The organism is Paractinoplanes polyasparticus, assembly GCF_019710575.1.
Classification (GTDB): Bacteria; Actinomycetota; Actinomycetes; order Mycobacteriales; family Micromonosporaceae; genus Actinoplanes; species Actinoplanes polyasparticus.
On record NZ_JAHWFK010000084.1, the window covers coordinates 1 to 21,102 of the forward strand.

Sequence of the window (21,102 nt, forward strand, 5' to 3'; positions counted from 1 at the left end):
GAGCGAGCCAGATAACCTCACCCCTGCCCCGACCGGCGGCAGGTAACCACCGCTCCATCAAAGCGGGGGCAACTCAAAGGGGAGGACCAGCGTGTCGACTGTTCCGGTCAGCGATCGGGTGACACTGCTTCGTCTGGATGGGGCGTGTCTGGTGCGGATCATCGGCGACGTGGACCTGTCCACAGTTCCGGAGCTGCGAATGACGCTGCAGGCGGCGTTGACACAGTGCCCGCGGATCATTGTGGACCTGTCGCGGGCCGGGACGGTGGAATCCCTCTGCCTGAGGACGTTGCTCGCCGGCAGCGGTGCCGCTCAGCGTCACGGCGGCGCGCTAGTGTTCGCGGCGCCACCGCTGTGGCTGCGACGCCGGCTCCGTGCCAGCCGACAAGCTGTCACCGTCTTCGACTCCGTGCCGCAAGCCCTCAGTGCGCTCTCGCCGGAGCTGGCCATCGTCAGACATTCGCGGTACGGCGAGACGCGGCACACATGAGACGACGAGGAACGGGGGCACCGGTTCGAGTGCGGTGTACCCCTGGCTTCCCTTGCTGGCTGGCCTGGCGGATGTTCTCGAGCCAGTCCCGCCGCCCGTCCGGCCCACCGGTTCCGAGCCCTGGACGGCGGCGGCGGCGATTCTGAGCAATGACGCGGTAGCCGACAGCCGCCGACATTGCCGATTCCGTCTGCATCGGCCACAGACAACGCGCCCAGATCAGGCAGACTGCCTGTTACGGCTTCTGTGATCGATGCCGATTCCATGGGCCGGTTCGCGTGAGAGCCCGACCTATGGAAGACCTGTGGCGGTGTGGCAGCGGCCGGCCTTCGGCAGCGTCGGTGAGCAGTCGGGCGACGCGGCGCGCCGAGGGACGATCGGCCGGTACCCGGGCCAGACAACTCTGGTAGAGGCGGACGAGCCCGTCCGGTACCCGGTTGCCGTCCGGCAGCTGGGGAACCGGTGTGCAGGCGCGGGCGAGTAGAACCTGTTCGACGGTCTTGCCCGGCCATGCCGGTTGGCCGGTCAGGCAGGCGCGCATGACGAGCCCGAGGGCATAGACATCCACGGCGGGGGTGGTCGGCTGGTCGTAGAACTGCTCAGGCGCGAGGTATGCCGGCGTGCCCCACACATACCCGCTGCGGTCGATCGTCGTTTCGCCGGCCCGGCGCGCCATACCGAAGTCTGCCAGTTTGGCGCCGGCGCGGGCCATCATGATGTTGCCGGGTTTGACGTCGTGGTGCACGAGCCCGTTGTTGTGCGCGGCGGCAAGGCCGGCGGCGATCTGCGCACACACCCGGGCCGCCTCCTGCACCGGCATCGCCCCATCCCCGGCCAGCCGGGCGGAGAGGGTCCCGCCGACAACGAGTTCCATGACCAGGAACGGCAGCTCTGCGGCGTCCGCCTCCACACGAGATTCGCCGTAGTCGAGGAGGCGCACGATGTTCGGGTGGACCAGACCGGCGGCCGTCAAGGCCTCCCGGCGCACCGCCGTGCGCCGCAGGTCATCCATCGCGCTGCCACGGTCCAGCGTCTTCACCGCCACGGGCCGCTTCAGCACGTCATCGTCGGCGCGGTGCACCACGGCCATCCCGCCCCGCGCAATCACCGCGCCCAAGCGGTACCGCCCGGCCAGCACTGTCATTGTCGACGCTCTTTCAGTCGGATAGTCCGTCGGCTTCTTCCTCCACCAAGATCCGCTTTTTGTTTCGCATCGACCGCGCGGTCGCATGACAATCCCGCGACATCCCGTCGTTGCTCGACGTGGATCACCGGTGCCACCGCCACGACAGCCTCGACGCTCACCAGCACACCGAGCCCATGGCCGGGCGGCAAAGCCCGCACTGTCATAGGACCGTCATGCACTGGTGAGGTGGTTGCTGTGCGACTCCGCCACTCTGGTCCAGCAAGCAGAAGGCGCGCCGAGAGGAACGTAGTGCACAGTGAGTCCCACCACGGCCGGATCGCGCTGGCCGAATCCGGCGACGTGGCGATCCTGACGTTGCGCGGCGACATCGACGCCACGATCGCCCGGGGGCTGCGAGACAGTCTCACGTGGGCTGTCGATCATCACCCCGGGGTGGTCCTGGACGTGTCGGCTGCTGCTGAGATCGCACCGGCCGGACTGGACGTGCTTGTGCGGGCTCGTCGACGTGGTCGCGGCCGCGGCACCCCGCTGTGTCTGGTAGCGCCGTCCCGCCATCTCAGGGCGGCGCTCGGCGGGGACAGCCCGTTCTCCTCGTTCGAGGACTGCGAGTCGGCCGTCGCCTGGCTGCGCACGGCGGCCCTTCCCGCTACGGGCCGGGGACGGTGATGATCCGGTGACACCGTACGGCTCCGACCACGACGATTGGTCTTCGTACGACGAGGACGAGGCTCCTACGCTGCCTTCTCGAGAGCTTGTCGAGGCCGACATCCGCATTGTCGACAGCGTCGCCGCCGCGCTGGCGTGCGACGTTCAGGTGCGCGGGCGCCGGCTGGAAGTGATTGTCCAGAATCGGGTGGTCATCCTGCTCGGCGAGGTGGAGTCGCAAGAGGTGCGCCTGGCCGCCGGCATTGTGGCCTGGGCGGTGCCGGAAGTCTACGACGTCTGTAACCGGTTGAGTGTCGCGCCGGGACCCTGAGAGCACAGCTATGGAGTAGTACAACCGGTCGAGGGATGGTGAGCAGACAAGTGGAGGACGAGCGCCGGGACCCCATATTCGAGGAGATCGTCACGCACCTGGTCGCCGGGGATCCTTCTTTCGGCGAGGCGACCCGCACCCCCCTCGCGTGGAACAAAGCAGCCCAAGTGGCTCTGGTCGTCGCGGCCGCGATTGTGTGGGCCGGGCTGTCCGTCCTGATGGTCGTGTGGGGCTGGCGCGGCGCGCTGGTCGCCGTTCCGATCGTTGTCGTCGCTGTCGTGATCGCCGTCCGCCTCACCAGTGGCGGCGGCACCGAGGCTCAGACCAAGAACATCGTGACTCCGGCACCCGACGAAGAACCATGAGCCCGTCGACGAATTGACGTTGGCTTGGTTTGAACGCAGTCACGCGGACAGCAACGCGTCGTCCGATGAGAGGTCCAGTTGGGTGATGTCCCGCCGCATCCGTGGAGCGGGCACGTGATCAAGCACGAATTGCACCCGCCCCGCCTCGCTGCGCGTGGCGTCGAGCGTCTGGTCCTGGACACGACCGGCAGCCTCTTCGGCGACGTAGAGTCGCGCACCTTCCGCGTCGTGGATGAAATCGCCGGCGGTGGGAGCGGACACGAGAAGGATGCGCAGTCTCCTCGGGTCGGCTGCCTTCTGAATGCGCAGGCCGCAGCCATCGGGCACGCCCGGTCGGGCGAGGAGCCGGCGAATTGTGGCGACGGCTTTGTTCGAGATGACGAGCACGATGTTCTCCTCAGGGACGTCCGGTTCCGGCTCTCACCCCTCGAACGTCGCGCTCGGACATGGAGATCGAACCGCCGCTACGTGACGTTTCTGCGACGGATCGGATACCACCAGGTCCTGAAGACACCGACGGTGGCCCAACGTTTCTTTGTCATAGGGTTGTCGCACGACTGCGAAGCGAACGCCATGTTCCGCCGCAAGAGTCGCGCAGTGCCTGAACGGTGGTCAGAGCAGACCGGACCGGCCTTGACACCGTCAAGAGGCTTGGCAAGGACTCCGTTGGCGTTGATGCGGAGACGTGCCTGGGAAGGGCAGAAGCCAGCGTCATGAACCGTCTCCGACTGCCGTTCAGCAACGGCACCGATGGCGCCGCCCTTCGGCGTGCGTCCTCCGAATTGCTCGCCGGCGAACATACTCCTGAACTCATCGACGATTCGCTACTGATCGTGACTGAGCTCGTTGACAACGTCATTCAGCACACGGCTGCCGGTGGCGAAGTCGTTCTGGTCAGCCGCCACGGAACGGTGATGATTGAAGTGTTCGACACCAGCCGCAGGATGCCGCAGGCGCGGCACCCGAAACCGGATCAGCCGGGCGGGCGGGGGCTGCTACTCGTCGTGGCACTCAGCCGTGCGTGGGGCAGTCGGCAGACCTCGAGCGGCAAAGTGGTGTGGGCGGAGCTGGCCTGAGCGGTGCGCGAGCAGCATCAGGCGCGGTGGCCCAAGGGATCTGTCGGCTGGAGCACTGCCTCGCTCAAGGCCTTGGTGCGAAGGTGGGTGATCGACTGGTACTCAGGATCGTCGATCATCTGAGCGAACACCTGGCGGCTCGGATACCGCACGAGCAGGACGGCGTCCCATTGCTGGCCCGGCTCGGCGATCAACGCGCTGGCGCCCTCGCCGGCGTAGACGACCTCAATGCCGTAGCGGGGACCGATTTTCTCGCTGAAGGCCCGCATGTACTGCTGGTAGAGCGGTCGGCCGCCGTCCGCGAACCGCAGCAGGTTGAGCATCACCACCGGTTCTTCCGCTCCGTCGGCGAGGAAAGCGGTGAGGAAATCACCATCGGGGTCGACGGCCATCGTGGCCCTTCCCTTCTACGGTCCGGCACAAGATGAGAGATAGGCCCGCCGGCTGGCCGATCGTGGCCGTGACAATAAAATGCACTCTTAGTGCAACTACTGTACTGCGCCGGACGCGCAGGAGCTATGGAGACGGTCGGTGGCGAGCGCGGGGGTGTGCCGGCCCGTATGCCGGACGCCATCGACGGCGCCGCCGTGGAGCCCTCACTGCAGCCATCGACGTCTCCACGGTCGCCGTAGCAAAACCGATCATGCTGATCCATCGGTTGGGGCCGGCACGGCGCCTGCGACAGTCGTCGGTAGCACACCTCGGTCGTCCTAAAATTACGTGCACAAGTGAACCTTTCTCGTTCGACGGCCGTACTGATCTCCGACAACCGATCAGAGCTGGAGGCGCTGATGTTCGCCCCGTCGTCCGTACGCCGCGCGGCAGTCACCCTCGTTGCAGCTGTGGCTGCGCTGGCAGCGGTGCCGGGCGCTGCTTCTGCAGAGCCCGCCGTGCCGACCCAGCTCAACGCCGCCGACACGTTGTTGCTCAACGGCGTCAGGCAGGCCGGGCTGTGGGAAATTCCTGCCGGTCAGATGGCCGCCCAGCGCGGCAGCTCCGAAACCGTGCGAAAGGTCGGCACGATGATCGCCGACCAGCACGTCAAGCTTGACGAGCTGGTCGTCGCGGCAGCCAACCAGCTGGGCGCCGCCATCCCCGCAACTCCTACCACGGAGCAGCAGGGCTGGCTGAAGGAGATGCAAAACAACAAGGGCGTGCAATTCGACCAGATCTTCGTCACCCGGCTCCGTGCCGCCCACGGCAAAATCTTCCCGGTTATCGGAGCGGTGCGCGCATCCACTCGGGACCCTGTCGTCCGTAAGCTCGCTGATGACGCGAACATCTTCGTGATGAACCACATGAAGATGCTGGAGAGCACCGGCTTGGTCCGGTACGAGCGGCTGCCGCCTGCGGCACTTCCCCCGGCGCAAGACCTCTCCGGGATAGCAATCGCCGAGGCCAACATCGGCATGTTCGCGGTGAACCCGGTCGTTCTGTGGCTCGTGCTCCTGAGCGCGGCAGGCGTCACTGGCGCTGTACTTATCAGGCTCACCCGCGCCCGGCGTTGAGTCGATGCAGGCGTTGGTCGGCCAAGATTAATGCAGTAGTGCATGGTTTGTTGTCGAGGCGGTGAGGTTCTCCTAGGGCTCGCACGACGGTCGCGGAGCAGCTCATGTCAGAGTGGTCGGATGCTTGAGCAGACGGCGAGTGAGGACCAGGTGGTCGGGGCGTTGCTGTCGCTCAGCCGGGCCTTCGTCGGTCTGGCCGCCCGCTCGCTGGCCGACCTCGACGAGGACGTCACCCTTCCGCAGTACCGGACACTGGTCGTGCTGGTCTCGCGCGGCCCGCAGCGGATCGTCGACCTCGCCCAGGAGTTGACCGTAACCTCGTCCACGGCCACCCGGATGTGCAACCGGCTGGTCCGCAAAGGGCTGGTGGCTCGCCAGGAACGCCCTGACGACCGCCGGGCCGCATGGGTCACGCTCACCGCGGCGGGCCGGGACCTTGTCGGTGAGGTGATGCGCCGCCGCCGTGAGTCGCTCGCCGGGCTCGTCGGCGAGCTTGCGATGACCCGCCCGCTGGCCTTCGCCGCCACACTGAACGCATTGGTGGAAGCGGCCGGTGAGATTCCGGACGCCCAGTGGTGGCAGCGGTGGGAGACGGCCGTGGACTGACCTGCAGTACCTACGTGCACGTCAGTTCAGCAGCATCACCAAGAGTACGGAGAGCAGACCCCAGACGATCGCTCCGGCGGCGAGGACGATTCGCGCTGTCCGACTTCGCGGCAAGCGCGCCGACCGCCGCAACGACGGATGATCTGCCATCAGCTTGGCTGCAATCACCTCGAAGCCGACGAGGTTGCCGGAATCCGCACATCGACGCGGACTTGCCAGTAGCGCGGGTCTGGATCGGCGCGGAACCTTTCCCGCAATCGCTGGGCGAGACGGTCGTCGAGACTCGGCGTCTTCGGGTCGAGGTGTCTCTTCGTCACGGGGGTCCCTCGTCGGGGAACGGCATCGTCATGGTGGTTCTTCCACCTTCGGTCGTCTGGCCCTTACCCCACTCGTCCCGTGATCACCGACAGGCGTCCGATGCGTTGAGCGGTCTCCTTCCGGTGTACCGCGGACAGACGCGGAGACTCATCCGACGACATGTCAATGTGATGACAAACTGGCCGAGTGTTCGAGCGTCGGCGCTTCATCGAACTATCAAGCGATCGTGTGATCCTTGCGGGATCGGCTTCCTAGTGTTGCCGTCACACCCCGCAGACGGGATCCGTCGACCCCTTTGACCGTTGCCGGCCGAGTGTGGAGGACCCACGATGAACATGCGATCCGGCACAATGTTGCGACTCAGAGACAGCGGCCATGCGCCGGCCGACCCGAGAGGACATCCGCGGCCGCCAGGTCATCGACCGCGAAGGCAAGGAGATCGGCCGGGTCGAAGACCTGCTGATTGACACCGAGCAGAAGAGGGTGCGATTCCTCTGCGTCGAGCACGACGGCCTTTTCGGCGTCGGGGCTGCACCCTTGTTCATCCCGGTGGAGGCCGTGGAGCGGATCACCGACGACGAGGCGGGTATCGAACGCGCGGAACGGCACGAGGTGGTGATCGATTCAGGCGCTGCCGAGGAGGCTGTGCACCTTCCGCGTTCGTGGTCGACCGCCGATGAGGGAGTTTGCTGGTGCGCTGGGGAATCCGGTTGATCCAGTGCCGCAGGTCCTCGGTGATCCGCGCGTCACCGAGACCGACGGTGAACTCGCTGTGCCACAGCGTCTCGTAACTGCCGCCGGGAAGGTTCGCCCAGATCAGGGCCAGCACGTTGCCACGAGCAGGACTGCGACGCCTCGCGTCTCGGTGAGTTCCGAGCTGCCCGTTCATGCTTCGGCCGGACGGTATGCACGACTACGCCGTCACGCATCGCGGTGTCGACGCCCCAATCGAGATCGAGCGTGTCGGCCACCCCGGCCAGGGCACGGGTTCGCTCGGTGAGGTCGGACAAGCCGCCCAGCCGCAGCGCTTTCTTCTGCCCGAGGATCTTCGCATGGTGCAGAAGCGAATCGCGCACGAAATACTCGGTGAGGTCCGGAAAGCGGGAGAGGTGGCTATCGAGCTGCTGCCGACCCATGATCCGAAGCACCAGGTCCGGCCGGTCTTGGCTCAAGTCCAGGACAAACTTCTCTTCTCCGGGAGTCGGGTTGGTCGGGATGACCAGGATCCATTCGGTTGGATCGTGATTCACGGCGGCCATGAATGAGTCTTTGATCTGGCGGCGGTGCTTGCGATGGTCACTGCCGAACCCGTCACCGAAGTACTTGAGCTGAAAGATCCGCAGCCGGGTGCCCTGCCGGACCAGAACATCGACTCCGCCGCGGCCGTCGTAGGCCAGGACCTGACTCAGTTTCGGACTGAGTTCTTGATGATCGCCACCGGGCATTCCGCTTTGCGCAGCAGGGCCTGGCTGGTCGAGCCGAGCATCATCCCGGCCAGCCGGCCGCGCCCCCGCGAGCCGGTGACCACCAGGCCGGCGCCGCCCGTCTCGTGGACCATGACGGTGTCGGCCGGACCCTCGACCAGCCGCTCGTGAATCGCGACCTCCGGGAAGGCGTTACGCCAGGGCGTGACGACCGCGGTGAGCGACTGTCGAGCCGCGTCGGCCCAGTTCTCCCGATCCACCACACCGGTCGTCACCGCGTGGGCGACCGCGCCCGCCCCCGCCGGCACCAGCGGCTGGTGCCAGGCGTGCACGGCGAACAACGCCACGTCCCGCCGGGCTGCTTCCCGCACGGCGAACCCCATGGCCGCCTCGCTGCTGTCGTCCACGGCGACCACCACCGGCCCGGCCCAGTCCTCGTCGCCGCGCACGACGACCACCGGGCACTCGGCCTCAGCGACCACCTGGACGGCCAGCCCACTGCTACGGTGACTTTCCCCCAGCACCAGCAGGTCGGCCTCGGCCGTGGCTTCGGTCAGCGCCGGAGCCACGCTGCCCCGCACCATGACGGCGTCCGCCTCGTAGGGCGCGGCCGCCGCCAGCACCCTCTCCCGCAACCGCTCGGCCCGCCTGATCTCGGCGGTGCTGATCCCGATCAGGGCCGTCTGATGATCCTCCGCGAACAGCAGGTGCAGCGGGCTGCCCGTCTCACTCGCATAACGGGCAGCCCATCGCACGGCCGCGTCCGTGCTGTCGGAGCCGTCCACTCCGACGACAACCGGCCGGCCGTTCTTCTCCGTGGTCATGTCCTCTCCCCTCAGGCGTCTCCCTCATGGATGCCTGAAGGGCTTGGCGGAAGCCCTACGGGAAGATGACAGTTACGAGACAGGCGCCAGATGACGCGCCGATCGCAGCTGACGACCAATCCAGCGCCTCGATCTTGTGGTTCATAGCGGAAACGCGGACCGTGTCCCTAGCCATCCGGGTTCGCATCACATACGCCTGTTGGACCACGCCATGCCGGGTTGCGAAACAATGAACCCCGAAAGTATCGGTCTTTGACGATGAGCGCGGCAACCGGGCAAAACCGGGCAGCGTGACGGTGAACTTTGCGGCAACGTTGCCTCGGGACTTTTCTTGAGTGCCAGTTCGACCACATCGACGTCGGGAAAGGCGGCGCGCCACCGCGCGAACACGCCGGTCACCAGCCGGCCGGGGCTGAAAATGTGGTCGGCCCGGATCGGTACGGCCGGCGGCGTCCATGTGTGCCCGGCAATGAGGCCGGCATGTCGGCGCCCCGCCTCGTCGAAGGCAAATCGCAGTGTCGCTTGTGACGTCCGCGCTCCGTCGACCGTCACCACCACTGGCCCTTTGCGTCGCCTTCACCCGGATGGCCGCGGTGGGGCAGTGTGCGTGAGCGGAGATTTGCATACCGATCGAGCCAGTCAGCGTCCGGGACGTCGCGCTGACGCCCTGGGAACGGCATCCTGTTCGGCGCCGTAGCCGTCGCTCGGATGTCACACGCGCCGGCGGTACACATGCCTGGATCGAAGGTTATGGCGCGCGACGTACGAGATGACGAGCGTGCCAACGATCACGACCACAACGATTCCCGCCGATGACCCGTGAGCCGCAGCAACCACCATGCCCGCCGTCATCAGGACCAGAACAGCGCTCATCGAGATGAGCAGACGTATTATCCGGGCGTTCATCGGTCCTCCCGTTCAATCTGGTGCCGACCGGTCGACCAGCAGTTCGGGCCAGCCTGGTCGACCGGTGCGTAGGTGATGACGCGAACCCATGACACCTCGATGACGGACCCGACGGAGCGGGCTGTCGTCCTCCACGGGAATGTCACAGACCCTTGGACCCGGCTCCATATGACACGCGCGGGCTGGCCTTCTCAGCGTCGGACCGGCGAGAGAGGCATAGATGCTGGGCTGGCAACCAGAGGCGACCTCAGTGCTCCGCAACTCGGTGGTCGCGGTCGAGGTCGTCGGAGCAAACGAGCAGTGGCGGCCGCAATGAGAAAGGTCATCGTGCTGACTGTGCTGCTGAGCTCCTTCAGCTTGCGGTCCCGGTCGGCGTTACGCCGGCGGCGAGCAGCTCCGACCCGTCCGCGTTGCGTGACCGGCGTCGTTGATGCCGGGCGTCATGCGGGAGCCGGCGGCGCGGTGTAATCGGCGGCGGTCAGGCCTCTGGTGGTGAGCGCCCCGCGGGGGTACGGGTGATCGGCACCGGCCGTCCACCGACGGTGACCTCGCCGGCCGCCGGCCGCCGGCCGGTCCTCGAACACCAGCTCGGGCATTCTGTGGTCACCGCGGCCCTGGCCCAACGTCGTAGCGCACGTAGCCGAGCGGACAGCTCCTTGACCGCGCCCGGTTCAACCAGATAGTCGTCGGAACTGGCTTTCAGGGTGCCGAGGATGCCATGGGTGTCGTCGCGGGCGCTGACCACCACGATCGGCACGAAGTCATCGCGGCGTAGCTGGCGAATGTTCTCGAAGCCGTCGTTGCCGGCCAGCATCAGGTCGACCAGGACCGTGTCGTTCGGCTCGCGGCGCTGCCGCAGCAGGCCTTCCGCGGCGGTCGCCGTGCCGGTCACGGTGTTCCTCTCGTGCTCCAGGCGAGCGCCGAAGACAGGCGGATCCGGTCGTCGTCCTCGATCGCCAGCACGCTGTTATGTCCCATATGCCCGTCGTGCAGACGTTGGGCTTTCGGTGCGGTTGCGCCGGGCCGGGTTGTCATTTGACTGTCATGGTCCCGTACGCCTTTCTCGAAGCATGCGTACCACCGTGGGAACGGCAACGCACTCGCTTGCGGAGGACCGTCCGACACCGTGCGAGCCGAACGGAGAAGACCATCATCATGTGGCCGTTCCCGGATGACGGATCGTTTTCCAGCGACCGGCGCCGGTTTCCTGCGACGGATAGTCCCGATGTCCGCCTCGCCTACCGCGTAGCAGAAGCACTTCTCAGCGACGAGCGTATCCGGCATCAACGAGTCGCTGTGGAGGTGCAGAACCGTGTCGTGCTGCTCAGCGGCAGCGTCGACAGCAATTCCTCCAAACAGGCGGCGGGTGACGCCGCGGGGAGTATCACGGGCGTAGCCGACATCTGTAACACGCTGCGGGTGACTGACGACTCTGAGCCGCTTGCCGAGGGCGCCGGTGAATTCCAGCGAATGGTTGCCGAGTGGGATGAGCCGGAGCCGCCGGGAGGCGGGCGGCTCACCAAACCGCACCGTTCAATGGTCCTGTGGTCGGTCCTGGCCGCCGGGACGTGGCTCGTCCTGACGCTGCTGATAGTCACCTCTCAGTGGACCGGTGTCGCCCTCACCTGCGTGGCCATCGGTCTGATCCTCGCGGTGGTGAACCGGCGCAGGCGGACCCGGTCTGGCTCAGTGCATCCGACCAAGCGGTGACCTCGGCCGGGCGACGACACCGTCGGTCGGTGGCCGCAAGTGCGCCGCCCAGTTCGATCCGGGCTGCGGGGCGGCAGCCTGCAATATGTCAGGCCGAGGCAACTTCAATCGCTTGTTCCACCTCGGCGAGCACCGCGTCGAGTGAGCCGTCGATACGTGCGCCGTTGAGAAAAAACGTAGGTGTGCCGTCGGCGCCGCTCTCGTGGGCGCTGCGCACGTCGGCGTCGACCTGGGCGGCGACGACCGCCGTGTCCAGGTCGACGGTGAAGCGGGGCATGTCCAGGCCGGCCGAGCGTGCGATCTCGACGAGTGCCTCGTCGTCGAGATCGTCGGCGGTGAGCAGCCGGTCGTGGACGGTCCAGAAGCTGCTCTGTGCAGCGGCCGCCTCTGCAGCCTGGGCGGCGCGGCGTGCGTACGGGTGGACGTCGTCCAGCGGCAGGTGCCGCCATACGTACCGTAGGCGGTCCGGGTGCCGGGCGAGCAGATCGGCGATGGCCGGGCCGGCTTGCCGGCAGTAGGGGCACTGGTAGTCACCGAACTGGACCAGTTCGACTGCAGCGTCGAGCGGGCCCCGATGATGCTCGCCCGAGGCTTCGACCGGCGGTTGCAGCGTCGTGGCCGTGCCCGCGGTGTTTCGCCCGCCGTCGACGCGGAACAACAACCAGCCCAGTACGGTCGCGGCGACGGCGGCGGCCAGAATGCCGATCTTGGCCTCGTCGCGGACCTCGTCGTCGGGCAGGGCGAGTTCGGCGATGAACAGCGACACGGTGAATCCGATGCCGGCCACGGCGCCGACCGACAGGACCTGCGGCAGGCGTACGCCGGAAGGCAGGCGGCCCAGGCCGGTGCGTACGGCGATCGCCGAGACACCCCAGATGCCCAGCGTCTTGCCCACGACTAGACCGGCGAACACACCCAGGGTGACCGGTGAGGTGACCGCCCGGGAAAGCACTTCCGGGTTGAGCGGCACGCCCGCGTTGGCCAGCGCGAACAGCGGAACGATGAGCAGGCTTGTCCAGGGACGCAGCAGGTACTGCAACCGATCGTTGGACGACACGGCTCCCTGCGCCGCAATGGACAGCGTGCGGGCCGCCTCCGGGCCGGGCTCGCGGCGGAACCGCTGCAGGATGCGCTCGAGCCGGTCGAGATCGGCTGTTCGGGCGAGGAAGGCGGGGGTGAGCAGCCCGAACACCACACCCACGATGGTCGGGTGCAATCCCGACTCGACGGTGGCGACCCACAACGCGACGCCCACCACGAAGTAGGGCGTGGCCCGCCAGATTCCGGCGGCCCGCATGGCCAGGGCGACGCCGAGCAGAGCGGCTGCGGCCAGCAGAGGGATCAGGTGCACGGCCTCGGTGTAGACCACCGCGATGACCAGGATCGCGCCTATGTCGTCGACTACCGCGAGGGTGAGCAGAAAGACCCGGACGTTCGCTGGGCAGCGCGGGCCGATCAGGGCGAGAACGCCCAGGGCGAAGGCGATGTCGGTGGCCATCGCCATGCCCCACGCGTGCTGGGCGGCGGTGCCCGCGGTGATCGTCGCGAAGATGACCGCCGGCACCGCCATGCCGCCGGCGGCGGCCAGAATGGGAACCAGCGCGGTCCGGCGGTCGCGCAGATCTCCGAAGCTGAGTTCGCGGCGGATCTCCATGCCGGCGAGCAGGAAGAAGAACACCATCAGACCGTCGTTGACCCAATGGCGCAGGTCTTCGGTGATCCGCGCCTCGCCGAGGCCGACGGTGAACTCGGTGTGCCACACCGACTCGTAGCTGCCGCCGGGAAGGTTGGCCCAGATCAGGGCGAGCACGGTGGCGGCCAGCAGCGCCGCGGCGCCGCGCGTCTCGGTGACCAGGACGGTCCGGATCCGGTGGTCGAGACGCAGGGTGCGATCCGTACGGGGCAGTTGTCCGCCCTCGGAGATGCGGCGCACCATCCCGGGGACACTCATCGTCGCAGCCCTCCGGCAGCACAGGGGTTTCCCTCGCGGGCCGGGCGTCTTTGCCCGCCGGGGCGCACCATACGGGCTGTGCCCGGCCGCGAGAAGTCATTCGGCCGGTCGTGATCGTCGGAGGCTGCGACGTGACACCCCGGGCCGTACCGGGACGTCAGCGCCTGGGCGGGCGGGCGCCAGGCCGCGCAGGTGGGCCAGCCGACCCGCATGGCGCCGGTGAACAGCACGGCGACCGTGCGATTGGCTCGGGCCGGGACAAGCGTCGCCGGCAGCATGGCGGCGACAACGACGAGCAGCACAGATGGCCCCGTTTAGCTTTGGTAGACGTCGGGGATGTCGTCGCGGTTGCGGTCGACCCGCTCGGCCTCGTAGAGCTGGCGGTAGGTGCGGTTGCGCATGCGCAGGATGACGGTGGCCATTAGTGCGGCGGCCAGCGAGCCGAGGAGTACGGCGACCTTGACGTGGTCGTCGCTTTCGCTGCCGGTGCCGAAGGCGAGTTCGCCGATGAGTAGTGAGACGGTGAAGCCGATGCCGCCGAGCATGGCCAGACCGGTGACGTCGATCCAGGTCAGCCCCGTGTCGATCTGGGCGCGGGTGAAGCGGGCGGTCAGCCAGGTGGCGAGCACGATGCCGATGGGCTTGCCGACGATGAGGCCGGCCATGATGCCCAGCGCGATCGGATCCGTGAGGGCTGAGGTCAGCCCGTCGAAGCCGCCGATAGTCACGCCGGCGGCGAAGAACGCGAAGATCGGGACAGCCACGCCGGCCGACAGGGGCCGGAAGCGGTGCTCGAGATGCTCGGCGAGTCCCGGCCCGTCGCCGCCGTCGCGACGAAGGACCGGGACGGCGAAGCCGAGCAGGACGCCGGCGACGGTGGCGTGCACTCCGGAGGCGTGCACCAAGGTCCAGGCCGCGAAGGCCAGCGGCAGCAGCAGCCACCACGACCGGACGCGCCGCTGCACCAGCACGGTGAACAGGCCCAGGGGGACGAGCGCGGCCAGCAGCGGGAGCACCGACAGTTGGGCCGTGTAGAAGATCGCGATGATGAGGATGGCGAACAGGTCGTCGACCACGGCGAGGGTGAGCAGGAAGGTGCGTAGCGCCGAGGGCAGGAACCGGCCGATGACCGCGAGCACGGCCAGGGCGAAGGCGATGTCGGTGGCGGTCGGGATGGCCCATCCCTTGAGGGCGCCGCCGAGGTTGAGCACGACGTAGCAGAGGGCCGGCACGATGACGCCGCCGATGGCGGCGGCGACGGGGACGGCGGCCCGTCTCGGGTCGCGCAGGTCACCGGCGACGAATTCGCGTTTGAGTTCCAGGCCGGCGACGAAGAAGAAGATGGCCAACAGCCCGTCGGCGGCCCAGGTGCCCAGCGACAGGTCGAGGTGCAGCGCGGACGGGCCGATCTTGTAGGCGACCAGGGCGTCGTAGCGGTCGGACCAGGGTGAATTGGCCCAGACCAAGGCGATCACCGTGCCCAGCAGAAGCAGCGCGCCGCCGATGGTCTCCTTGCGCAGGACGTCGGCGATGCGGCGGGCCTCAGCCCAGGATCCGCGGCTGAAGAGGTGAGGGGCCTGGGTCACAGGTGGGCTCCCATTTTTGGGGTCGGGTCAGCATCTGCCGACCAGACTTCCCGGCGCACCGATTTTCACCCTATCGGCTCCACGAAGACCCCGGTGTGATCCGGGCCCTGTTCTCGGTCAGACTGACGCGGCATTTCGCCTCTGGTCGACCGCGGGACGGTCCTTGCGTGACTGTCGAGCCTCGTCGGTGATGCCCACGAATCCGGAACGTTCTATCGACGTGGCCGCGCCGTCGTCGATCACTGGCAACATTCAGCGTCTCCAGGATGACCGCGGCACACAAGCACCAGACGACGACTCCGGTCCAGCCGAGCGCTGTCACCGAACAGCGTGTCGAGAGTGTAGTGAACTGTTGAAGCCACATCCGGCGAGGCGTCGCGGATCAGTGGCGTGGAACAGGAGAGTCTTGATGGCTTCGAAGTTCGGCACCTTGGTGCGGCTGAGCGACAGCAACCAGCTGCTGGCGACCCTGGCCAGGACATCCGGGGGCGCAGGGTCGTCGAACAGGACGGTAACGAGATCGGCAAGGTTGATGACCTGCTCATCGACCCCGAGCAGCAGAAGGTGCGGCTTCTTCGGGTGGAGCACGGTGGCTTGTTCGTGTCGGTGTCCCGCCGTTGTACGTCCCGGCAGAGGCCGTCGACGGCGGAACGCGGGATGAAGTCGTCGTCGGCCGGTCTCGCGTGCAGATCGCCGGTGCTCCCGGTCATGACCCCGACCTGATCGACGGTGACGAGCACTTCGCCCAGCTGTACGAGCACTACGCCAGCACGCCGTGCTGACCCTGGCCGTGATGGACGACTTGCTGACCATCGCGGTCATCGCGGTCTTCTACTCGTCCTCGCGGAAATTTCGAACGCTCGGGCGCGGCGGCGATGAGCTGACCTGTGACGTGGTTGGTCGTTGTCGGGATTGTCGGCGTTACCGCCCTGAACCGCTTCCGCCGGCGATGGGCAATGCGGTTGTGAAGATGACGGCGAGGGTTTAGCGGCACTCGGGAGAGGTAAGCAATCGGCCAGGTGTGCCGGGAAGTCTGGTCGGCGGTTACCTGTCCCTGCCCACAACCGGAGCTGCCCGTGCTGCCATGGTGCCTGACCCCCGTCCCGCATCACCTGCCGCCTCGTGGCGTTCCTCGAGCCGGGAGATCGCCGGCGCTGGTGACCGGGTGGACGCAAGAGGTCGACCGTGCAGACCGCTGACCTGGTATTCGCGGTCATCGGGTTCGGCGCGTTGCTGGCCGGTATTCTCCCCCGCCTGCTGGAGCGACGGCCGCTGTCGATGCCGATCGCGTTCCTCGGCCTCGGCATGCTGGCTTTCGGTCTGCCGATCGGTCTGCCCGACGCCGACCCGCTGGCTTATCCGAAGGTGACCGAGCACCTGACCGAGATCGGCGTCATCGTCGCTCTCATGGGTGCCGGCCTGAAGATCGACCGCCCGTTCAGCCGTAGGGGTTGGTCCTCGACGTGGCGTCTGCTGGCCATCGCCATGCCGTTGACCATCGCCGCGGTCGCTCTGCTGGGCTGGTGGTGGGCAGGTCTGGTCCCGGCGGCGGCCATGCTGCTGGGCGCGGCACTGGCGCCGACCGACCCGGTGCTGGCCGCGGATGTGCAGGTCGGTGAACCGACCGATGAGGAGGACTCCGAGGACGAGGTCCGGTTCGCTCTCACCTCCGAAGCCGGGCTCAACGACGGGTTGGCGTTCCCGTTCGTCTACGCGGCCATCGCCATGGCCGGGACGGCCGGTCTGGGCTGGGTCGGGGAGTGGGCCTGGCAGGACCTGGCATACAAGATCGCTGTCGGCGTGGTCGGTGGTGTCCTGGTCGGCAAGATTCTGGGCTGGCTGTTCTTCCGTCCTCAGGCCGAGGCTCTGCGGCTGGCCCGCCATTCCGAAGGCTTCCTGGCGCTCGCGGCGACTTTCCTGGCGTATGGCGTGGTCGAGGTTGCCGGTGGATACGGTTTCCTGGCCGTGTTCGTTGCTGCCCGGGCCATCCGCGCGGCTGAACGCTCTCACGACTACCACCAGGTGCTGCACGACTTCGCCGAGCAGACCGAGCGGCTGCTGACCGTGCTGTTGCTGCTGCTGTTCGGCGGCGCGATCGTCGGCGGGCTGCTCAGCCCGCTCACCTGGCCGGCCGTGCTGGTCGGGTTGTGTCTGATCTTTGTTATCCGGCCGCTGACGGGTTTCGTGTCATTGCGTGGGGCCCCGGGCCACATGGCGGAGCACTGGGTCATCGCATCCTTCGGGATCCGCGGCATCGGCTCCTTCTACTACTTGTCCTACGCTCTCACTCACGCGGAGTTCCCGGGGGCTGATCTGATCTGGGCCATGATCGGCTTTGTTGTGCTGGTCTCGGTGGTGGTTCACGGTGTCGCCGTCACCCCCGTCATGCAGCTGCTGGACCGGGCCAACGCGCGCACCGGGCGCAGTGACGGGCCGCCCGCGGTCGAGGAAGCCGGCTCCACCCCACGGTGATACGGCCGCGTGTTCTGCTCGCCGCGGTCGACCAGGTCGGTGTCGACCACGCAGCGCGCATCTGACACGCGCGTCCCGTTCCTCAGTGCGGTCGCAAGGGGTACCGTCTGCATCAGGTGTGCCGGGAAGCCTGGTCGGCGGTTGAGTTCGCTCCTGCCCTCGGAAAGGCCATCGCCGTGAGCGCTACTGCAGTGCGCACCGCCAAGTTGTCCAAACACTACGGGCCCGTCCGCGCCCTCGATCAGCTCGACCTGGAAGTCGCGGCGGGGGAGGTGTTCGGCTTCCTCGGCCCGAACGGCGCCGGCAAGTCGACCACCATCCGGCTACTGCTCGGGCTGGCCCAGCCAACCGCCGGCACTGCTCACCTGTTCGACGTCCCGGCTGCTGATGTGGCGTCCGCGCATCGCCACCTCGCCTACGTCCCGGCCGATGTCGCGTTGTGGCCCCAGCTGACCGGAGCGGAGATCCTTGAGCTGCTCGCTCGTACCGGGCCCGGCACCGACCGCGACTACCAAGCCGAACTGGTCGACAGGTTCGCCCTCGACGTGAACAAGCCGGCCCGCACCTATTCCACCGGGAACCGGCAGAAGGTCGCCTTGATCGCGGCGTTCGCCACCCGCGCCCGGCTGCTGATCCTCGACGAACCCACCAGCGGCCTCGACCCGCTCATGGAACGCGAATTCCGTACTGCCGTCCGGGAGGCGCGCGATCGTGGCCAGTCCGTGTTCCTCAGCTCCCATCAGCTGGCCGAGGTCGAGGCCGTCTGCGACCGTGTCGCGATTCTGCGCGCCGGGCGGTTGGCCGAGGTCGCGACCGTCAGCGATCTCCGGCGGTTGCACCGCACCGAGATCGAAGTCAGCTTCACGGGCGAACTACCGGATCTTGAGACAATGCCCGGAGTGGACACCGTCGAAACCGTGGCACCAGGGCATATCCGCTTCTCGCTGGCCGGTCCACCCGGGCCGGCGTTGTGGGCCCTCGTCTCCGCCGACATCGCCACACTGAGCGTCCGGGAACCGTCCCTCGAGGAGATCTTCCTCGCCTACTACGGCGAGGCCATCCGATGACCGCCGTGCATGCCGAGCCCACGGCCCCCGTCGTCACGGATGAACCGGCTAGGTCCGCCCGGGCGGTCACTGCTCTGACCGTCCGACAGGTGCGTCGCGCCGCAGTGCTGGTCACCGCCTTGGCCGCCGCCATGTCGGCGCTCGTGGCAGCCACCCACGCCAGTACGATCGGCAACGCCGCTCAGGCCGAATCCTTGACCGCTCTGGCCGCGAACCCGGCCATCCGTACCCTGTTCGGCGAACCCACCAACCTGGCCGACCCCGGTGGCTTCACCGTCTGGCGCACCGGCATCTTCCTCGCCGTCCTGATCGGCGCCTGGAGCTTGCTCGTCACCACCCGCGTGACCCGCGGCGAGGAAGATGCCGGCCGCGTCGACCTGCTCCTGGCCGGGCCGCTGCCCGCCCGCCACCTGCTCCAGCGGCAACTCGCCGTTCTCCTCACCGCAGCCGCGGCAGCCGGGGCGGCGGCGACGGCGGCGCTGCTCGCCTCGGGCACTGATCCAGCCGGAGCCGCCGTTCACGGCACCGGCCTGGCCCTGACCGGCATGTTCTTCGCCGCCACGGGCGCCCTGGCGGCTCAGATCTTCCCGGCCCGATCCGGCGCCACCGGCAGCGCGGTCGCCGTGCTGGCGGCCGGCCTCATGCTCCGTATGGTCGGTGACGGCGCCGACGCCCTCGGCTGGATACGCTGGTTGACTCCGTTCGGCTTGACCGGGCTGACCCGCCCCTACGACACCAACCGTTGGCTGCCTCTGCTTGTGCTGGCCGCCTCGACCGCCGCGATGACTGCGGCAGCCGTCTTCGCGGGCCGGCGTGATGTGCGCGGTGGATGGCTGAACCCCGCGCCGGGCCGGCCTCCCCGGCTGGCCCTGCTCGATTCGGTGCCGGCCTTCGCGCTGCGCCGGATGCTGCGGCCACTCGCCGGCTGGGCTGCCGGAATCGGCGCGTATTTCCTGCTCGTCGGGCTCATCGCCCAGTCGATGATCACCTTCCTGGCCGACAACCCGCACTTCGCCAACCTGGCCTCCCAAGCCGGGTTCGCCGGGCTCGACGCCGTGGAAGGCTACGCGGCCAGCCTGTTCGCGCTGCTCGCCCTGCCGGTCGGCGGTTTCGCCGCCGCCCGCATCACCGCCTTCTTCGCCGACGAGACCGGCGGCCGGTTGACCCTGCTCTGCGCCGGGCCTCGAACACGCCGGTGGGCGGCCGGCGCGGAGATTCTGGTGACGGCTGGGGGAGCGGTGGTGCTCGTTCTGGTCGCTGGAGCGGCGACCGCGGCCGGCGCGACCCTGTCGGGAGCGCCGCTGAGCGTGGCGGAATCGCTGGCCGGGGCGGTCAACGTCCTGCCGGTCGCCCTGCTGAGCCTGGGCGCGGCCGTGCTCGCGCTCGGCGTGGCGCCACGGCTCATGGGTTGGATCAGCGCCGTACCGGGCATCGGTGGCTTTCTTCTGCTGGTAACGGCCGACAGCGTCAATGCCCCACACTGGGTCGCTCAGCTTTCCCCCTTTGCTCACCTCGCCCGAGTCCCGGCCGAAAGCCCTCACCTGACGGCCGCTGCTGTGATGCTGCTTGTCGGCAGCACCGCTGTGTTCGTCGGTCTGACTACCTATGGACGCCGGGATCTCGCGGCATGATCCATCCGCGGAGCCTCGCTGCGGTTTGACGACATTCGGGTGGCAAGCAGCCGGCCACGTACATCGCGGGGCGACTGCCGCGTACACCTGAGCGCTGCTCACCTGCGCGTCGCGTGCTCGACATACTGCTTGACGGCGAGCGTTTCGACAGTGGAGTGGCCGCGGAACGTGCAGCACTGCTGCCGTCCCGCGCTGCCCGCCACCGGACGCAGAACGACTCTCCTCGCGCATGAGTAGAAGCCATAAGTCGACCGTGCCGCGCATCGGCAAGGGGCATTGTAAACGGACGGGGGAGGGCTCCTCCGGAAGAGTGGCATGACGACGACATCGAATGTCCTAGGATGATCTAGTTGTTGTGCGCCCCCGCCCAAGATCTGCACGCGCCGAGGGCACGCGGTCATCTCCGCCGGCCATCAGCCACCACCAACGCGTTCTGGTCGAAGCGGGCCTGCTCAGCCGCGAGAAGCGCGGCGCCTGGGCGTGGTACTCCCTGTCCCGGCCCGGACGGAACTCGTCCGGCAATTGCGCTCGAGCACGGCGGCGCTGCAAGCGCCATAACCGCGCAATGCCGGGCCGTCGCCCGCCGAAGCGCGCAAGGACCCGGTGAATCAGAGTTCGACGAATGAGGCGATGAAACGCTCGGCGTCCAGCGCCGCGGCGGTGCCGGTGCCGGCGGCGGTGATGGCCTGCCGGTAGGTGTGGTCGACCAGGTCACCGGCGGCGAAAACGCCCGGGACGTTGGTGCGGGTCGACGGGTGGTCGACCTTCACGTAACCCTCGTCGTCCAGCTCGACCTGGCCCTTGAACAGCTCGCTGCGCGGGTCGTGGCCGATGGCCACGAACACACCGGTCACGTCGAGCAACTTCTCCTCGCCGGTCTGGATGTTGCGCAGACGCGCGCCGGAGACCTTGCCGTCGTGGCCGATGATCTCTTCGACCACCGAGTTCCACTCGACCTTGATCTTCGGGTTGTTCAGCGCCCGCAGCTGCATCACCTTGCTGGCCCGGAACGAGTCGCGCCGGTGCACGATCGTCACCGACTCGG

25 protein-coding genes and 1 pseudogene are annotated in these 21,102 nt (G+C 67.8%); 14 read left to right on the forward strand and 12 right to left on the reverse strand.

Features of this window, described 5'->3' with window-relative positions; genetic code table 11:
* Nucleotides 1-91: 91 nt before the first annotated feature.
* Nucleotides 92-490 (forward strand): STAS domain-containing protein, encoded by a 399-nt coding sequence (locus KXC43_RS49225; RefSeq protein ID WP_221383237.1) that lies wholly within the window; start codon nt 92-94, stop codon nt 488-490.
* 235 nt (nt 491-725) lie between these two features.
* On the opposite strand, the gene KXC43_RS49230 is transcribed toward KXC43_RS49225, so the two are convergent.
* On the reverse strand, nt 726-1,634 hold the full coding sequence (locus KXC43_RS49230; RefSeq protein ID WP_221383238.1) for a serine/threonine-protein kinase: 909 nt from the start codon (nt 1,632-1,634) through the stop codon (nt 726-728).
* A gap of 291 nt (nt 1,635-1,925) precedes the next feature.
* Between KXC43_RS49230 and KXC43_RS49235 the strand changes: the two genes are divergently transcribed.
* The 3 genes from KXC43_RS49235 to KXC43_RS49245 are packed head-to-tail and all read left to right on the forward strand — an operon-like array spanning nt 1,926 to nt 2,978.
* Nucleotides 1,926-2,303 (forward strand): STAS domain-containing protein, encoded by a 378-nt coding sequence (locus KXC43_RS49235; RefSeq protein WP_221383239.1) that lies wholly within the window; start codon nt 1,926-1,928, stop codon nt 2,301-2,303.
* A 7-nt stretch (nt 2,304-2,310) separates the two neighbouring features.
* The gene (locus KXC43_RS49240; protein WP_221383240.1) at nt 2,311-2,613 is read left to right on the forward strand and encodes a BON domain-containing protein; all 303 of its coding nucleotides are present in this window, start codon (nt 2,311-2,313) and stop codon (nt 2,611-2,613) included.
* A gap of 35 nt (nt 2,614-2,648) precedes the next feature.
* The gene (locus KXC43_RS49245) at nt 2,649-2,978 is read left to right on the forward strand and encodes a DUF3040 domain-containing protein (protein ID WP_221383241.1); all 330 of its coding nucleotides are present in this window, start codon (nt 2,649-2,651) and stop codon (nt 2,976-2,978) included.
* 39 nt (nt 2,979-3,017) lie between these two features.
* Here KXC43_RS49245 and KXC43_RS49250 read toward each other — a convergent pair whose 3' ends face one another.
* A complete protein-coding gene (locus KXC43_RS49250) occupies nt 3,018-3,365 on the reverse strand; it encodes an adhesin (RefSeq protein WP_221383242.1) in 348 nt (115 codons plus the stop codon).
* A gap of 326 nt (nt 3,366-3,691) precedes the next feature.
* On the opposite strand from KXC43_RS49250, the gene KXC43_RS49255 reads away from it, so the two are divergent.
* On the forward strand, nt 3,692-4,054 hold the full coding sequence (locus tag KXC43_RS49255) for an ATP-binding protein (protein WP_221383243.1): 363 nt from the start codon (nt 3,692-3,694) through the stop codon (nt 4,052-4,054).
* A 17-nt stretch (nt 4,055-4,071) separates the two neighbouring features.
* Here KXC43_RS49255 and KXC43_RS49260 read toward each other — a convergent pair whose 3' ends face one another.
* The gene (locus KXC43_RS49260) at nt 4,072-4,446 is read right to left on the reverse strand and encodes a DUF1330 domain-containing protein (RefSeq protein ID WP_221383244.1); all 375 of its coding nucleotides are present in this window, start codon (nt 4,444-4,446) and stop codon (nt 4,072-4,074) included.
* A gap of 336 nt (nt 4,447-4,782) precedes the next feature.
* Between KXC43_RS49260 and KXC43_RS49265 the strand changes: the two genes are divergently transcribed.
* The 3 genes from KXC43_RS49265 to KXC43_RS53690 all read left to right on the forward strand — a co-directional run bounded on the left by KXC43_RS49265 (nt 4,783) and on the right by KXC43_RS53690 (nt 7,200).
* Entirely contained in the window at nt 4,783-5,562 is a 780-nt protein-coding gene (locus KXC43_RS49265; RefSeq protein WP_308129613.1) for a DUF4142 domain-containing protein, read from the forward strand.
* Between the two features lie 120 nt (nt 5,563-5,682).
* Nucleotides 5,683-6,168: a MarR family winged helix-turn-helix transcriptional regulator gene (locus KXC43_RS49270; protein WP_221383245.1), complete on the forward strand. Its 486-nt coding sequence runs from the start codon at nt 5,683-5,685 to the stop codon at nt 6,166-6,168.
* Nucleotides 6,169-6,861: 693 nt separating this feature from the next.
* Nucleotides 6,862-7,200, forward strand: coding sequence for a PRC-barrel domain-containing protein (locus KXC43_RS53690; RefSeq protein WP_221383246.1), 339 nt, complete (start codon nt 6,862-6,864; stop codon nt 7,198-7,200).
* A gap of 32 nt (nt 7,201-7,232) precedes the next feature.
* On the opposite strand, the gene KXC43_RS49280 is transcribed toward KXC43_RS53690, so the two are convergent.
* The 5 genes and pseudogenes from KXC43_RS49280 to KXC43_RS49300 all read right to left on the reverse strand — a co-directional run.
* Nucleotides 7,233-7,931, reverse strand: coding sequence for a hypothetical protein (locus KXC43_RS49280; protein WP_221383247.1), 699 nt, complete (start codon nt 7,929-7,931; stop codon nt 7,233-7,235).
* Entirely contained in the window at nt 7,892-8,734 is an 843-nt protein-coding gene (locus tag KXC43_RS49285) for a universal stress protein (protein ID WP_221383248.1), read from the reverse strand. Before KXC43_RS49285 ends, KXC43_RS49280 begins: the two co-directional genes overlap by 40 nt.
* Before the next feature lie 186 nt (nt 8,735-8,920).
* Nucleotides 8,921-9,289 (reverse strand): adenine nucleotide alpha hydrolase family protein, encoded by a 369-nt coding sequence (locus KXC43_RS49290; protein WP_221383249.1) that lies wholly within the window; start codon nt 9,287-9,289, stop codon nt 8,921-8,923.
* Nucleotides 9,290-9,445: 156 nt separating this feature from the next.
* A complete protein-coding gene (locus tag KXC43_RS49295; protein ID WP_221383250.1) occupies nt 9,446-9,607 on the reverse strand; it encodes a hypothetical protein in 162 nt (53 codons plus the stop codon).
* A gap of 541 nt (nt 9,608-10,148) precedes the next feature.
* Nucleotides 10,149-10,618, reverse strand: a pseudogene (locus tag KXC43_RS49300) (response regulator transcription factor); the annotation flags it as partial.
* 177 nt (nt 10,619-10,795) lie between these two features.
* On the opposite strand from KXC43_RS49300, the gene KXC43_RS49305 reads away from it, so the two are divergent.
* The gene (locus tag KXC43_RS49305; protein WP_221383251.1) at nt 10,796-11,350 is read left to right on the forward strand and encodes a BON domain-containing protein; all 555 of its coding nucleotides are present in this window, start codon (nt 10,796-10,798) and stop codon (nt 11,348-11,350) included.
* Between the two features lie 88 nt (nt 11,351-11,438).
* Here KXC43_RS49305 and nhaA (KXC43_RS49310) read toward each other — a convergent pair whose 3' ends face one another.
* The 3 genes from nhaA (KXC43_RS49310) to KXC43_RS52220 all read right to left on the reverse strand — a co-directional run bounded on the left by nhaA (KXC43_RS49310) (nt 11,439) and on the right by KXC43_RS52220 (nt 15,475).
* On the reverse strand, nt 11,439-13,301 hold the full coding sequence (gene nhaA, locus KXC43_RS49310) for a Na+/H+ antiporter NhaA (protein ID WP_221383252.1): 1,863 nt from the start codon (nt 13,299-13,301) through the stop codon (nt 11,439-11,441).
* A gap of 314 nt (nt 13,302-13,615) precedes the next feature.
* Nucleotides 13,616-14,887 (reverse strand): Na+/H+ antiporter NhaA, encoded by a 1,272-nt coding sequence (nhaA, locus tag KXC43_RS49315; protein WP_221383253.1) that lies wholly within the window; start codon nt 14,885-14,887, stop codon nt 13,616-13,618.
* 318 nt (nt 14,888-15,205) lie between these two features.
* On the reverse strand, nt 15,206-15,475 hold the full coding sequence (locus KXC43_RS52220; protein WP_255646170.1) for a hypothetical protein: 270 nt from the start codon (nt 15,473-15,475) through the stop codon (nt 15,206-15,208).
* Here KXC43_RS52220 and KXC43_RS53485 point away from each other — a divergent pair.
* The 5 genes from KXC43_RS53485 to KXC43_RS49340 all read left to right on the forward strand — a co-directional run bounded on the left by KXC43_RS53485 (nt 15,407) and on the right by KXC43_RS49340 (nt 20,057).
* Entirely contained in the window at nt 15,407-15,610 is a 204-nt protein-coding gene (locus KXC43_RS53485) for a hypothetical protein (RefSeq protein WP_369076986.1), read from the forward strand. The genes KXC43_RS52220 and KXC43_RS53485 overlap by 69 nt on opposite strands.
* Nucleotides 15,611-15,680: 70 nt before the next feature.
* On the forward strand, nt 15,681-15,875 hold the full coding sequence (locus KXC43_RS49325; RefSeq protein WP_221383255.1) for a Na+/H+ antiporter NhaA: 195 nt from the start codon (nt 15,681-15,683) through the stop codon (nt 15,873-15,875).
* A 197-nt stretch (nt 15,876-16,072) separates the two neighbouring features.
* The gene (locus KXC43_RS49330; protein ID WP_221383256.1) at nt 16,073-17,359 is read left to right on the forward strand and encodes a cation:proton antiporter; all 1,287 of its coding nucleotides are present in this window, start codon (nt 16,073-16,075) and stop codon (nt 17,357-17,359) included.
* A 176-nt stretch (nt 17,360-17,535) separates the two neighbouring features.
* Complete coding sequence (locus KXC43_RS49335; protein WP_308129614.1) at nt 17,536-18,426, forward strand: ABC transporter ATP-binding protein; 891 nt, start codon at nt 17,536-17,538, stop codon at nt 18,424-18,426.
* The gene (locus KXC43_RS49340) at nt 18,423-20,057 is read left to right on the forward strand and encodes an ABC transporter permease (RefSeq protein ID WP_498370584.1); all 1,635 of its coding nucleotides are present in this window, start codon (nt 18,423-18,425) and stop codon (nt 20,055-20,057) included. Before KXC43_RS49335 ends, KXC43_RS49340 begins: the two co-directional genes overlap by 4 nt.
* A gap of 608 nt (nt 20,058-20,665) precedes the next feature.
* On the opposite strand, the gene KXC43_RS49345 is transcribed toward KXC43_RS49340, so the two are convergent.
* Nucleotides 20,666-21,102 (reverse strand): NAD(P)/FAD-dependent oxidoreductase (locus KXC43_RS49345; protein WP_221383258.1); only part of this gene is annotated, 437 nt, incomplete at its 5' end.